At 64.4% G+C, this 12,487-nt stretch carries 9 protein-coding genes and 1 pseudogene; 7 read left to right on the forward strand and 3 right to left on the reverse strand.

The window, feature by feature from the left end; all coding sequences use genetic code 11:
• Positions 1-107, forward strand: a pseudogene (locus LDN95_RS13045) (IS5/IS1182 family transposase); the annotation flags it as partial.
• On the opposite strand, the gene LDN95_RS13050 reads toward LDN95_RS13045, so the two are convergent.
• Positions 98-1,768, reverse strand: coding sequence for a phosphocholine-specific phospholipase C (locus LDN95_RS13050; RefSeq protein ID WP_226018124.1), 1,671 nt, complete (start codon positions 1,766-1,768; stop codon positions 98-100). The pseudogene LDN95_RS13045 and the gene LDN95_RS13050 overlap by 10 nt on opposite strands.
• A 132-nt stretch (positions 1,769-1,900) precedes the next feature.
• Here LDN95_RS13050 and LDN95_RS13055 point away from each other — a divergent pair, with 132 nt between their 5' ends.
• The 6 genes from LDN95_RS13055 to LDN95_RS13080 all read left to right on the forward strand — a co-directional run bounded on the left by LDN95_RS13055 (position 1,901) and on the right by LDN95_RS13080 (position 11,058).
• The gene (locus LDN95_RS13055) at positions 1,901-3,826 is read left to right on the forward strand and encodes a Ca2+-dependent phosphoinositide-specific phospholipase C (RefSeq protein WP_226018125.1); all 1,926 of its coding nucleotides are present in this window, start codon (positions 1,901-1,903) and stop codon (positions 3,824-3,826) included.
• A gap of 190 nt (positions 3,827-4,016) precedes the next feature.
• Positions 4,017-6,842: a TonB-dependent receptor gene (locus LDN95_RS13060; protein WP_226018126.1), complete on the forward strand. Its 2,826-nt coding sequence runs from the start codon at positions 4,017-4,019 to the stop codon at positions 6,840-6,842.
• Between the two features lie 70 nt (positions 6,843-6,912).
• The gene (locus tag LDN95_RS13065; protein WP_226018127.1) at positions 6,913-7,551 is read left to right on the forward strand and encodes a sulfotransferase family 2 domain-containing protein; all 639 of its coding nucleotides are present in this window, start codon (positions 6,913-6,915) and stop codon (positions 7,549-7,551) included.
• A complete protein-coding gene (locus tag LDN95_RS13070; protein WP_226018128.1) occupies positions 7,548-8,177 on the forward strand; it encodes an aspartyl/asparaginyl beta-hydroxylase domain-containing protein in 630 nt (209 codons plus the stop codon). The genes LDN95_RS13065 and LDN95_RS13070 overlap by 4 nt, the downstream gene beginning before the upstream one ends.
• Complete coding sequence (locus tag LDN95_RS13075) at positions 8,174-10,114, forward strand: tetratricopeptide repeat-containing sulfotransferase family protein (protein ID WP_226018129.1); 1,941 nt, start codon at positions 8,174-8,176, stop codon at positions 10,112-10,114. The genes LDN95_RS13070 and LDN95_RS13075 overlap by 4 nt, the downstream gene beginning before the upstream one ends.
• A 5-nt stretch (positions 10,115-10,119) precedes the next feature.
• Positions 10,120-11,058 (forward strand): aspartyl/asparaginyl beta-hydroxylase domain-containing protein, encoded by a 939-nt coding sequence (locus tag LDN95_RS13080; RefSeq protein ID WP_226018130.1) that lies wholly within the window; start codon positions 10,120-10,122, stop codon positions 11,056-11,058.
• A 24-nt stretch (positions 11,059-11,082) separates the two neighbouring features.
• On the opposite strand, the gene LDN95_RS13085 is transcribed toward LDN95_RS13080, so the two are convergent.
• Both LDN95_RS13085 and LDN95_RS13090 read right to left on the reverse strand, forming a co-directional pair.
• Positions 11,083-11,844 carry a UTRA domain-containing protein gene (locus LDN95_RS13085; protein ID WP_226018131.1) on the reverse strand — a complete coding sequence of 254 codons (762 nt, stop codon included), beginning with the start codon at positions 11,842-11,844 and terminating at the stop codon, positions 11,083-11,085.
• 54 nt (positions 11,845-11,898) lie between these two features.
• Positions 11,899-12,453: an HD domain-containing protein gene (locus LDN95_RS13090; protein ID WP_226018132.1), complete on the reverse strand. Its 555-nt coding sequence runs from the start codon at positions 12,451-12,453 to the stop codon at positions 11,899-11,901.
• Between the last annotated feature and the right edge of the window lie 34 nt (positions 12,454-12,487).

The following is a 12,487-nucleotide window of genomic DNA, read 5'->3' on the forward strand; positions in this document are numbered from 1 at the left end:
GGCTGGCAAAGGATTGGGAAAGGTCCATCGCGTCATCCACCGCATGGGCCCTCATCGCCTCAATCCGCATGCTCACGCGCAGAACCGCAAGATACTGTCAAATTTGATCAACTTCTGAATCGGGCTCATAGACATGGAATACGGCGGCACGTTCCTTGGAATGATTGGCAAACAACAGGCTGGCAGCATCGCCTTCCACGCGCAACTGCGCATCGATCCGATAGGGTGTCGGCCGACGCCTGCGCAAACCGGTTTCCTGCACCGGTGCAGCCAGCGCCGTCGGCAAGGGTGGCGGAACTTCCTGCAACTGCGCGGCGCGCTCCGACAAGGTCGTTGTCGTCGGCAATGACGCCAGAAACAGCCGCGTATCCGACCCGCTGAAGTCGAAGCACGAGGTCAGATCGCCACACACGGCGCGACGCCAGGCGCTGATGTTCGGCTCCATCACGCCAAAACGCGCTTCCAGAAAGCGCAGGATGCTGGTGTGGTCGAACACCTCTGATGCGACATGCCCCCCCTTGCTCCACGGCGATACCGCGTAGAGCGGTACGCGCGGCCCAAGGCCATAGGGACGGCCAAGGTAGGCGGCATCGGCAGCGCTCTGCGAACGGACGTGATATTCGTCCTCCGCCGGGATCGTCGTCGCGCCCAGCGTACGGCCCCCATCGCGTGCTGGCGGCGCTGGTGGGGGAACGTGATCGAACAGGCCGTCGTTCTCGTCGAAGTTGATCAGCAGGACCGTCCTGGCCCAGACGTCGGGGTTGGCGGTCAGCGCATCGAGTACGCGCGCGGTATAATCCGCGCCCTGAAGCGGGGTGGAAGCGCCGGGGTGTTCCGAATAAGCAGCAGGCGCAACGATCCACGAGACTTGCGGCAACTTGCCGCTCTGCACATCCTGCCGCAGGTCGTCGAGCGAACGGCTCGTCATGGTCCGGCGCGCGAGCAAGCGCTCCACCTCGGCAGAGGCGTTGCGTGACGCGCGGTAGCGCTTGAAGCCCTCCAGCGGGTTATCCGAGAAGTTGTCGGCGGTGTCCTGATAGATCTGGAAGCCGATGCCCGCAGCCATCAGCCGCTCGGGATAGGTCGTCCACGTATAACCGCCGTGATGGAAGGGATCGCCGGCCAGCGTATCATAGCCGTTGTCGATCGCCGGACCATTGCCCTTTGCCTGCGGATCGTGCGTGCCGGTCCAGATGTACAGGCGGTTGGGATTTGTGCTCAGGTGCAGTGCGCAATGATAGGCATCGCACAGCGTGAACGCTTCGGCCAAGGCGTACTGAAACGGCAGATCGGCGCGGGTGAAATGCGCAAGGGCATGGTTGTGTTTGGAATGCGGCCAGGCGCCCATGCGACCGTTGTCCCATGCTGCCTGACTGTCGGTGAAGCCATGCGGCGTGCCGAGCGGTCGGTACAACCGGAAGTCGACCGAAGTATCCAGCCGGAACGGAGCAAGCAGCGCAGGCTCGGCCCCGGCATGCTCGTTAGGCTGGACAAGCACGCTGCGCTGCGGCGCGCCGGGCAATGGCGGCGCGGGAATAGCGAACCGGTCGCCATAACCGCGCACTCCGCGCATCGTCCCGAAGTAATGGTCGAACGAGCGGTTTTCCTGCGTCAGGATCACGACATGGGCTACGTCCTGCAGCGTGCCGGTTCGACGATGTCCGGGGATATCGAGCGCCCGCGCGATGGCAGGGGTAAAGGCCGATGCTGCGCCCGCCGTGGCCGTCAGCGTTCGGATGAAGCTGCGCCGATCCTGCATCGTAACCATGCCATTGTCTCCATCGGTTGCGACCGACAAGGCAGTCTCGTCCAAGCGTAACCACCGCCCGTCATCCTGTCGTCGCAAAATTGTGGCCTATACCAGTGATGTGGCGGAAAAGTGACGGAAGGGAGCCCCAACATGTGGCAGACTGCAGCAAGACTTCTGCTGGGCCCCGCGTTGCTGGCTGGCACCGACTGCCTTGCCCATTCGTGCAACCTGTCCGCCGCAGATGCTCCTGGCGCCGGAACCGGTTGCGAGCGCGCGTGGATCGACCACAACCTCAAGCTCAACGACATCGTCACCGTCGGCACGCACAACAGTTACAAGCAGGCGCTGCCCGAAGCAGTGATGACGCTGGTGCGCAAAGTTGCCCCCGGTTCGGCTGACGAGATCGACTATCGCCACCGCCCCTTGTCCGAACAGCTGGACGCAGGCGCGCGCCAGCTAGAGATCGATGTCTACCACGACCCCGATGGCGGGCGATTCCTCGATCCCGCCGGTTTGCGCGCCGCCGGAATCGCGCTCGACCCCGCCCGCAGAGCCGCATTGGCCGAGCCGGGTTTCAAGGTGCTGCATGTCCCCGACATCGACGTGATGAGCAACTGCATCACGCTGACAGCCTGCCTTGGCGTCGTGCGGCGCTGGTCGCTGGCCCACCCAGATCACACACCGATCCTGTTGCTGTTCAATGCCAAGACCGATGCGTCGCCGTACCCCGGCGGCGTTGCCGGTCTGCCGTTCGACCACAGCGCTTTTGCCACGCTCGATCGCGCCGTCCGTTCGGTGTTTCCGCCGTCAGCGCTGATCACGCCCGACGATGTGCAAGGCGCCTTTCCGACGCTGCGCGAGGCGGTGTTGCACGGTGGCTGGCCAAACCTTGGCCGGGCACGGGGCAAGGTCATGTTCGCGCTCGATGAAGATCCGCTGAAAGTTGCAGCTTACATGGGCGCTCAGGCGTCGCTGGCGGGCAGGGTCTTCTTCGTCAATGCCGAGGAAACCTCGCCAGTCGCGGCCTATCTGACGCTCAACGATCCGCTTGCCGATGCCGCGCGCATCCGCAAGGCGGTGGCCGACGGTTTCATCGTGCGCACCCGCGCCGATGCGGGAACCATCGAAGCCCGGCGCAACGATACTGCCCGCCGCGATGCCGCGCTCAAATCGGGCGCACAGTTCGTTTCGACCGACTACCTGTGGCCCGAGCCGCAGTTGCATGATGCCTATCAGGTGCGGTTGCCCGATGGCGCGGCAGCGCTGTGCAATCCGGTCAGGGCGGCGGGTCGGTGTGGCGAAGTACCCGTCGAAGCCGTGGCGGCTACCGGCAATGGCTACTTGTCGCCCGAGGATACGCCCGACGGCGTGCGCATCCTGCCGCCGCCTCCCCGGCCCGACAGCCCGCTGGCAAGGGCCGATCGTGCCGTGTTTGCGACAACCCCGCGGCTGGCGGGCACGCCGCGCTGGAAGCTGGCGAGCGCCGACGTGCACAGCGAGGCGTTCGAACACTTCGCCTGCGCGCTGGGAGCCAGGCTGACGCCGCAGTCGGCGCCAGCGCTTGCCCGGTTGCTCGACCGGGCGAGCACCGCAGGCGTGGTCGATCCGGTCAAGAGCTTCTACCGCACACAGCGCCCCTACCTGCGGTCGTCCGCACCGATCTGCCAGCCCCGGACCGCAGCGCTGGCGGCCAATGGCGACTATCCCTCCGGCCATGCGGCAGGGGGGTGGATGGAAGCGCTGATCCTTGCCGAACTTGCCCCCGACCGGGCGAGCGAACTGCTCGCCAGAGGGCGCGCGTTCGGCGAGAGTCGCTTTATCTGCGGCGCCCACAGCCACAGCGCGGTTGCGGCAGGCTGGCTGGCCGGAGCCGCCGCCACGGCCGCGCTGCACGGCTCGGCGGCCTTTCGCGCCGACCTTGATGCCGCGCGCAGCGAACTGGCCGCGCTGCGCAAGACCGCTCCGACACCCGCCGCAGCCACCTGCCGCGCCGAGTCGGCCGCTTTGGTGCAGGACCGTTACTTCAGCGCCACAGCAGTCTCGAAACCTCGCCGCCAATTGCACCGCCAGCGCTGAATAAATGCAACAAATTGCGGGTATCGGCGTGCAAATCGGACCGATCCGGCGGGCGGGACACTCGCCGTCATCGCACGAAAACTCAGTTTAATGAGGCGTTTGGATGACGGTTCCACGCCAAGTGTAACAGAGGCGTCGCTTCAAGCTGCTTAAGCAAACTGGTTCATACCACTTTGCAGGGGCAATCAAGATGACGCGATATTCCCTTCTGGCCACGCGCTGGAAATCGAAGAGCATTCTGCTGGCTACGGCAGCGATGGTGGTCGCTGGCGCCAACCCTGAAGCCGCTCTGGCCCAAGACGCCGCCCAGCCTGCGGAAACCTCGAACCCGGGCGAAGACATCGTCGTCACCGGCTTCCGCAACTCGCTGATCATCGCGCGCGATATCAAGAAGACCGCGGTCATCCAGATGGACGTGATTGTGGCCGAGGACATGGCCAAGTTCCCCGAATTGAACCTGGCCGAATCGCTGCAACGCCTGCCGGGCGTCCAGATCACGCGCGAGGCCGGTGAAGGCCGCCGCATCTCGCTGCGGGGGCTTGGCCCCGATTTCGCCCGCGTGCAGCTCAACGGCATGGAAGTGCTGGGCAACGTCGATTCGGCGCAGGACAGCCGTGGCCAGCGTTCGCGCGACCGCGCCTTTGACTTCAACATCTTCGCGTCCGAACTGTTCTCACGCGTGGAAGTCGAAAAGACCTTCCAGGCCGCGCAGAACGAAGGCGGCATGGCCGGTACGGTTGGCCTGTTCACCGGCAAGCCGTTCGATTACGCATCGGGCACCAAGGGCGCGCTGGTCGTCAAGGGTGGGTCGAACCAGTACACCAAGGACGGGCAATTCCGCGTTGCGGGCTTGCTCAGCCACAACTGGGACAATCGCTTCGGGATCACGATCTCGGCCGCCTACAGCGAGCGCAAGACCTCGGAACAGGGCCACAACACCTACAACTACAGCCACCTCGGCAAGACCGAAACGGTCGACGGCAAGCTGGTCGGCGATGCAGTGGACCTCGTCAACGGCGGTCTCGACATCTCGCACCTCAGCGCCGAGAAGCAGGCCCGGTTCATGGCCGGCGACCTCTACTTTGCCGACGGCAACCGCATTTCTTCGTGGAATGCCAAGCAGCAGCGTCTGGGCATCACCGCATCGGTGCAATGGCGCCCGGCCGACAACCTGCTGCTGACGCTTGACGGGTTGCATGGCGAATTCACCACCCATCGCGACGAACTGCATCTGGCCACCCGCCCGATCCACGGGCTTGGTTCGACCACGCTGGACACTGCTGCTGGCAGCCCCTGGCCGAGCCAGTTCAACAGCCCGACGGTGCTGAACGACTTCAACGTCGACGCCAACAACTACGTCACGATGACCAATGCCTCAAACGTCACGTTCGGCAGCGAACATCGTCGCGAGCTGAACAAGAACAAGTTCAACCAGTTGGCGCTGACCGGCAAGTGGGACGCGTCCGACCGCCTGACCATCGACGGTCACGTCGGCTATGAAAAGTCGAACTACGACACCCCTTACGATGACAAGTTCTACATGCGCGCCAAGGGCAATCTGGTTGCCGATTATGGCGCGGATGGCCGCTCGGCGACGTTCACGTATCCGGGCTTCGACACGACCAAAGCCGCCAATTACGCGATGGACAACTTCTACTATCGCTCGTTCTACAACAGCTCGGAACTGCTCGAAGGCGTTCTGAACCTGCGTTACAAGGCGACCGACGCCCTGACCGTGCGCGCAGGCGGTGCCTATCACCGCTTCACGCAGGATGGTGCCAGCTATTTCTATGACGGTGGCGACAACGGCACCACCAAGAAGGCGCGCGGCACCTCGATCACCGGCATCACCGACGTGTTCAGCAACAGCTTCGGTTCGTGGCTGGTCGGCAACTATGATCGCGGATTTGCCAAGTACAACGAATACCACCGGCTTGTGCCCAATTCCGATGGCACCGGCGGCGTGCTGGTGGACATCGAAAACGTCTACAAGACCAAGGAAGAGACCGTTTCCGGCTACTTGCAGCTGGACCTCGACACCGAACTGTTCGGCAAGCACTTGCGCGGCAACGTGGGCCTGCGCGGTTACCACACCAACACCCGCAGTCAGGGCTGGATCCAGGGTGACAGCTATGCCTACCTCGGCACGGCTGACGTGAAGGGCAGCTATTCGGGTGTCCTGCCCGCGCTGAACGCGGTGCTGGACATCACCGACGAAACGCTGGTGCGCTTTGCCGCGACGCAGAACCTCAACCGTCCCTCGCTCGGCTCGATGGCCGCGCAGGGCAAGGCGTTCAAGAACGAGGACACCGGCGAAATCAGTGCCTCGCGCGGCAACCCCAACCTCAAGCCGTTCAAGGACACCACGCTCGACTTCTCTGTCGAACATTACTTCGGCAAGGTCGGTCTGGTTTCGGCCAGCGTATTCCACAAGTGGATCAAGAACTTCATCGGATCGCAAGACCTGTCGAACGTCCGCTTTGGCGATATCGGCATCCCGATCAGCAGCATTCCGGGCGCCACCGCCGACACGATCGTCAAGTCCTACTCCATCCCGATCAACATCGCGGGCACCAAGAGCCTGACCGGGGTGGAATTGGCCGCGCAAAGCCAGTTGTCGTTCCTGCCTGCCCCGTTCGACAAGCTGGGCGTGCTGGCCAACTTCACGTATGTCGATGCCGACGAGGCACTGACCGGCATTTCGGACGTCAGCTACAACGCGACGGTCTATTACGAGACCGACAAGTGGGGCATGCGCGGCTCGATGAGCCACCGCAACCGCTGGTACACCGGGCACAACAGCGATCCGATGAGCGCCGACACGCGCGGCTTCGAAGGATCGACTTATGTCGATGCCTCGGCGTTCTTCAACATCACGCCCAAGCTCCAGTTGACCGTCAATGCCATCAACCTGACCAACGCCAAGGACACGCAGTTCTGGGGTCAGGCCCGCTACCTGTACAACCAGACGCAGAGCGGCACGACCTACATGGGTGGCATCGCCTACAAGTTCTAAATCCCCTTCCGCCACGAGATCGCGCACCTTCCCTTTGGGGGAGGTGCGCTTTTTCCGTAAAAGGCCAAGCATGATCGTATCGCATCGCCACCGCTTCATTTTCGCCGCCGTGCCCAAGACGGGGACGCATTCGGTGCGGCAGGCACTGCGCGAGCAGATGGGCGACGAGGACGTCGAGCAGGTCGGCCTGTTCGTCAACAAGCGCTTCCCATGGGCCGATCTCGCGGCGATCCAGCACGGCCACCTGTCCCTGCAGCAAGTCCGCCCCTATCTGGGGGAGGAGGCGTTCGGCCGCTATTTCAAGTTTGCGTTCGTGCGCAATCCGTTCGCGCGCTTCGTCTCGTACTGCGCGTTCATGCTGCGCGGGGGCGACCTGTTCCAGCAGCGCCCGCGCGACGTGATGCGCCACTTCCTGTTCGAACAGCCACCCGAACAGCACATCCTGTTCCAGCCGCAGGCATCGCTGCTGGTGGATCGCGATGGGACAACCCTGCTGGCCGATACCGTGGGACGGGTCGAGGACATGCAGGCATCGTATGACGCGATCTGCGCCCGCATCGGCATCGCCGCGCGCCCGCTGGAGCGGGTCAACGGCAGCAACCACGACGATTACCGCCGCTACTACGATCAGGCGCTGATCGATGGCGTGGCCGCGCGATATGCGCAGGATCTTGACCTGTTCGGCTATACTTTCGAGGGTATGCGATGAGCGTTGCCGCCGACCTGCCCGCCGCCAACCCGCGCAAGACGACTGGCATCCGCCCGCTTGGCCCGGTCGACACCGCCGCGCTGCTGGCCGCAGTGGAGACCATCCCGGAGGCGATCTGGGACGCGCAAAACGCCGCCAAGCCCAACAAGTTCGACGTGCTGGGCAACACCCGCCACATCGTATTCCGCTTCATCGACAGCCCGCACGACTGGCGCGGCTCTTACGATTGTCCGCCCTGGGCAGTATGGCGTTTGCTGCTGGAACCGGTGCTGGCGCAGGCGGTGCGCGACTATGGTTATGCGCAAGGCGTGTTCCCCCGCGTGATGCTGGCCCGCTTGCCCGCAGGCGAAGCGATCCTGCCGCACATCGATGCCAATCCGGCGGCGAAATGGCCGCACAAGATCCACGTGCCGCTAACCACCAACGCTCAGGTGGTGTGCAGTTTTGGCGGTATCGAACGCCATTTGCCCGTGGCCGAGGCGTTCGAAGTCAACAATCTGGGCCCGCACTGGGTGCACAATGGCGGCGAGACCGATCGCATCCACCTGATCTTCGAATACTACGACGCCGAACAGCCCGCCCCCGAATGGCTTGCCCCTCTGGTGCAGGCAGGGATGGGCGGATGAACGCCTTCGACACAAGCGCTGGCCCGGATACCGTCGATCCGGAACGCGACGTGCTGTTGCAGCAAGCACAGGCACTGCGCACCGCCGGTCGCGTCGTCGATGCGCTCGCCATTCTTGCCCGGCTGGAGCAGCAGCATCCCCGGTTCAGCCGTCTGCATCAGGAGCGTGGCCATTGCCAAATTCTGCTCAAGAACGGCCCCGCTGCGATCGAGGCCCTGCAACAGGCGGTGGCTTTGAACCCCACCTTGCCTGCCAGTTGGGACATGCTGGCGCAGCTTTATCGCCTGCTGGGCGATCGCGTTCAGGCCGATACGGCGGCGCAAAAGCTGACCGTGCTCAAGCAGCTTCCCCCGGCGGTTGTGGTCGCCAACAGCCTTTATGCAGACGGCGATCTGGCACCGGCCGAGGACGTCTTGCGCGACTATCTGCGACAGGATGGCGGCAACGTGGGCGCGCTGCGCCTGCTCGCCCGCATCCGCCTGGATCGTCAGGACGCAGCCGAGGCCGAAGCCTTGCTCGCCATGGCGCTGGAGCTTGCGCCCGATTATCATGCGGCGCGGCTCGATCATGCCATGGCGCTGCTGCAGCAGCAAAAGCACCAGCGCGCACGGCAGGAAGCGGAACGGCTGTTGCAGCATGATCCGGACAACCGCGCATACTGCAAGCAATATGGCGCGGCCTGCGTCGGGCTGGGCGACCACGAGGCGGTGGTCGATCTCTATGCGCGGCTGCTGGCCGACCCGCGCCTGCCTGCCGCCGAGGTGGCCGAACTGCGCTTGTGGCGGGCCAACGCGCTGAAGATCACCGGGCGCCCGCACGATGCCGTGGCCGATTATCACGCCGCGCTGGCAGCGCGTCCCGACTATGGCGTGGCGTGGTTCGGCCTGTCCAACCTCAAGACCTACCGTTTTGGCGATAACGAGATCGCCCGAATGCGCGCTGCGGTCGAGCGCGCAGGGGTGCACGACATGGACCGGGTCTACCTGTGCTTTGCGCTGGGCAAGGCGCTGGAGGATCGCGGCGATCACGCACAATCATGGCAGTTCTATGCACGCGGCAACGCGTTGCGCCGCCAGTCCAGCCGCTATCGCCCCGACGGTGCGCAAGCCTGTGCCAACGCCTTGCGTCAGACGTTCAGCGCGGAATTCTTTGCCGCACGCACCGGCTGGGGATCGGATGATCCTGCCCCCATCTTCGTTGTCGGCCTGCCGCGTTCGGGATCGACGCTGATCGAACAGATCCTCGCCTCGCATGTGCAGGTCGAAGGGACGCAGGAACTGGTCGAGATTGGCCGCTATGCCGCCGAACTGTGCGGCAGCGACCCCGCTTGCGGCCTGCCGCTGCGCCCCGAAGCGCTGCTCCGCCTCAGCGCTGCCGATGCCCGCGCGCTGGGCGAGCGCTACCTTGCCGAAACGCGCGCTTATCGCAGGCTTGGCCGCCCGTTTTTCATCGACAAGATGCCCAACAACTTCTGGCACATCGGCCTGATCCACCTGATCCTGCCCAACGCCCGGATTCTGGACGTGCGGCGCGAGCCGATGGCCTGTTGCTTCAGCAACCTGAAGCAGTTGTTCGGCACCACCAATCAGGAATTCACCTATGGCATCGACGATGTAGCGCGGCACTATCGTGCTTATCTGGACGTCATGCGCCACTGGGATGCGGTATTGCCGGGCCGGGTGTTGCGCGTGCCTTACGAACAGGTGGTCGATGATCTTGAAGGCAGCGTGCGGCACATGCTGGCCCACTGCGGGCTGCCGTTCGAACCAGCCTGCCTGCGCTTTCACGAGACACAGCGCAGCGTGCGCACGCCCAGTTCCGAGCAAGTGCGCCAACCCATCGGCCGCGATGGTCTGGCGCAATGGCAGAACTATGCGCAATGGCTCGAACCGCTGCGCGAGGCGCTGGGCGACGCGCTGACCAGCTATCGGGATTGACCGCCATGCGACTGCCCCAACCGTTCTATCAACTGCCCGTGCTGTTCGATGTGGCCTGCCTGCAGGCCGAAGTCGCGGCCCTGCCGGATGAGGCTTGGGCACCGCATCCCGACGGCGTTCCCGGCAACAGCGCGGCGCGCCTGATCACCGTCGGCGGGGCTGAAAGCGATGCCCATGTCGGGCAGATGCTGCCCACCCGCTGGCTCGCCGGGATGCCATATTTGCGGCAAGTGCTGGCAGGGTTCGGTGTCGTGTGGAGCCGTTCGCGCCTGATGCGGCTGGCGCCGGGCGTGGGCGTGCCCGAACATGCCGACATCAACTATCACTGGCACAACCGGGTACGGCTGCATATTCCGGTGTTCACCACGCCCGAAGTCCGCTTTCATTGCGATGGGCAGAGCGTGCACATGGCCGCGGGCGAGACCTGGCTGTTCGATAATTCGCGCCGCCACCATGTCGAGAACAACAGCACTGTCGAGCGGGTCCACCTCGTCGCCGACACCTCGGGCACCTCGGACTTCTGGCAGTTTGCCCGCAAGCCGCTGCCGCCGCGCGCGCAATGGCGGACCTTGCCGATGAAGCCCGGCGCCAACCCACAGGTGCTGACCGAGGCCGACCAGCGCTCGGTGGTCATGCCCGCCGCCGAAGTGCAGTTGCTGATCGACGACTTGCGCGGCGAACTGACGGTTGCTGCCGATAGCGACGAAGCGCGGTCGCGCGGCGAGCGGTTCGACCGCCTGCTGGAAAGCTTCGTGTTCGACTGGCGGCAGCTATGCGCGCTGCATGGCACGGCGGGACGCGGCCTCGCACAATTCGACGGACTGACCCACTCGGTGCATCAGGCCGCGCGGGCGCTGGGCGATGGGCTGGTCATGCGCACCAACGGCGTCGACGCCATGCTGGTGCTCGAAAAGCGAGTGCTGCAACATCTGATCGTGGAGTGACGCCGGGCCGCGTCGTTCTTTTGGTCAGGCGCGCACGTTCAGATCGACATGGATGCGGATGGCATCGTGGCGCCAGTATTCGCGGTCATATTCGACCACGCGCCCTGCTTCATCGAAGCTGGTACGCGTGACCTTCAGGCCCGGCGCGCCGGACTTCACGCCAAGCTGTTCGGCGGTTTCACGGATCAGCGCGCAGGGGCGAATGTCCACCCGGTTGCGAGCGACCGCGATTCCGTAGTGCGCCTTGAGGATATCGGTGAGCGAGCCATCGAGCGAATGGTCCAGCAGGTCGGGCGCCAGCGCGGGATCGACCATGATCCGCTCGACCAGCACCGGACGCCCGTCGATCGTGCGGCGACGCTTGATGCACAGCAGCATGTCGCCGGGGGCGACGCGAAAGATGTCCGCCAGCCCCGCGTCGGCAGGCAACGTCGACTTGTCGAGCGTTTCGGTGCCGGGAACCCGCCCTTGCGCGCGCACATAACTCATGAATCCGGCCCAATGGGTCGGGTTGTAGGTGACGGCGGGCGGTGAGACGTACCAGCCGCTGCGGTCGCGGCGATAGATCAAGCCTTCGGATTCAAGCTGGGCCAGAGCCTCGCGGATCGTGCCGCGTGCAGCGCCGGTCCCGCTCTGGAAGCTGCGCTCGGACGGCAGGCGCGTTTCGGGCTGGAGGCGCCCCATCTCGATGCTGAGGGCGATCCGGTCACGCAGTGCGAGGTATTGGGGGCCCTCGGACTGCTCGGCCAGATGGGGAAGTTCGACCATGTCGGTTGGCTTGCGCATCGTGATGACGCATGACAGGGGCGAAGGCTGTAGGCAACCGCGAATGCGCGGTGGTCAGCCAGCCGGCAGCAACAGATCGCGCAGCAAGGACCGGTAGCTTTCCAGCCCGGGAACCTGCCAATCGATGCGCTTTGCAGCATCATCGCAACGCCGCAGGCTGATCGCTTCGGCAAACCATGGGTGCCGGGCGAACGCTTCGGCCTCTGCCTCGGTCATCGGCCCGCCCTGCAAGCGCAGGCTCAGTTCCGACGCAGGGCTGAGCGCATCGCGATAGCCGGTCTCTGCCTGACACAGATAGCGCTTGGCCGCGACGTGCAGGCGCATCGGTTCGGTGACTTCGGGCCCGAAGAAGGGCGCAAGAAACGCGGCGCCGGTCTCTTCGTGATGCGCATCGATCCCCTTGTGCTCGGCCGCGTTGCCCGCATCGTCGATGAACTGGCCGACATCGTGCAGCAAGGCGGCGGCGATCAATGCGGGGCTGCCGCCCTGTTCGCGGGCCAGTTGCGCGCATTGCAGCGCGTGCTCAAGCTGGGTCACCGCCTCGCCATAGTGCAGATCGCCGTAATCGATGACAGGCTTGAACACACGATCGATCCGCTCATTCTGCATTCGGTATTCCCATGACTTTGTACGATATTTCAGG

Origin of the sequence: Novosphingobium sp. FKTRR1 (assembly GCF_020404405.1) — a bacterium.
Taxonomy (GTDB): domain Bacteria; phylum Pseudomonadota; class Alphaproteobacteria; order Sphingomonadales; family Sphingomonadaceae; genus Novosphingobium.

What these genes read in the sequence shown, in the direction of transcription:
- LDN95_RS13090 (WP_226018132.1), bottom strand. Translation starts at nt 12,453, where the DNA reads ATGCAGAATGAGCGGATCGATCGTGTGTTCAAGCCTGTCATCGATTAC.
- LDN95_RS13075 (WP_226018129.1), top strand. Translation starts at nt 8,174, where the DNA reads ATGAACGCCTTCGACACAAGCGCTGGCCCGGATACCGTCGATCCGGAA.
- LDN95_RS13085 (WP_226018131.1), bottom strand. Translation starts at nt 11,844, where the DNA reads ATGCGCAAGCCAACCGACATGGTCGAACTTCCCCATCTGGCCGAGCAG.
- LDN95_RS13065 (WP_226018127.1), top strand. Translation starts at nt 6,913, where the DNA reads ATGATCGTATCGCATCGCCACCGCTTCATTTTCGCCGCCGTGCCCAAG.
- LDN95_RS13055 (WP_226018125.1), top strand. Translation starts at nt 1,901, where the DNA reads ATGTGGCAGACTGCAGCAAGACTTCTGCTGGGCCCCGCGTTGCTGGCT.
- LDN95_RS13060 (WP_226018126.1), top strand. Translation starts at nt 4,017, where the DNA reads ATGACGCGATATTCCCTTCTGGCCACGCGCTGGAAATCGAAGAGCATT.
- LDN95_RS13070 (WP_226018128.1), top strand. Translation starts at nt 7,548, where the DNA reads ATGAGCGTTGCCGCCGACCTGCCCGCCGCCAACCCGCGCAAGACGACT.
- LDN95_RS13050 (WP_226018124.1), bottom strand. Translation starts at nt 1,768, where the DNA reads ATGGTTACGATGCAGGATCGGCGCAGCTTCATCCGAACGCTGACGGCC.
- LDN95_RS13080 (WP_226018130.1), top strand. Translation starts at nt 10,120, where the DNA reads ATGCGACTGCCCCAACCGTTCTATCAACTGCCCGTGCTGTTCGATGTG.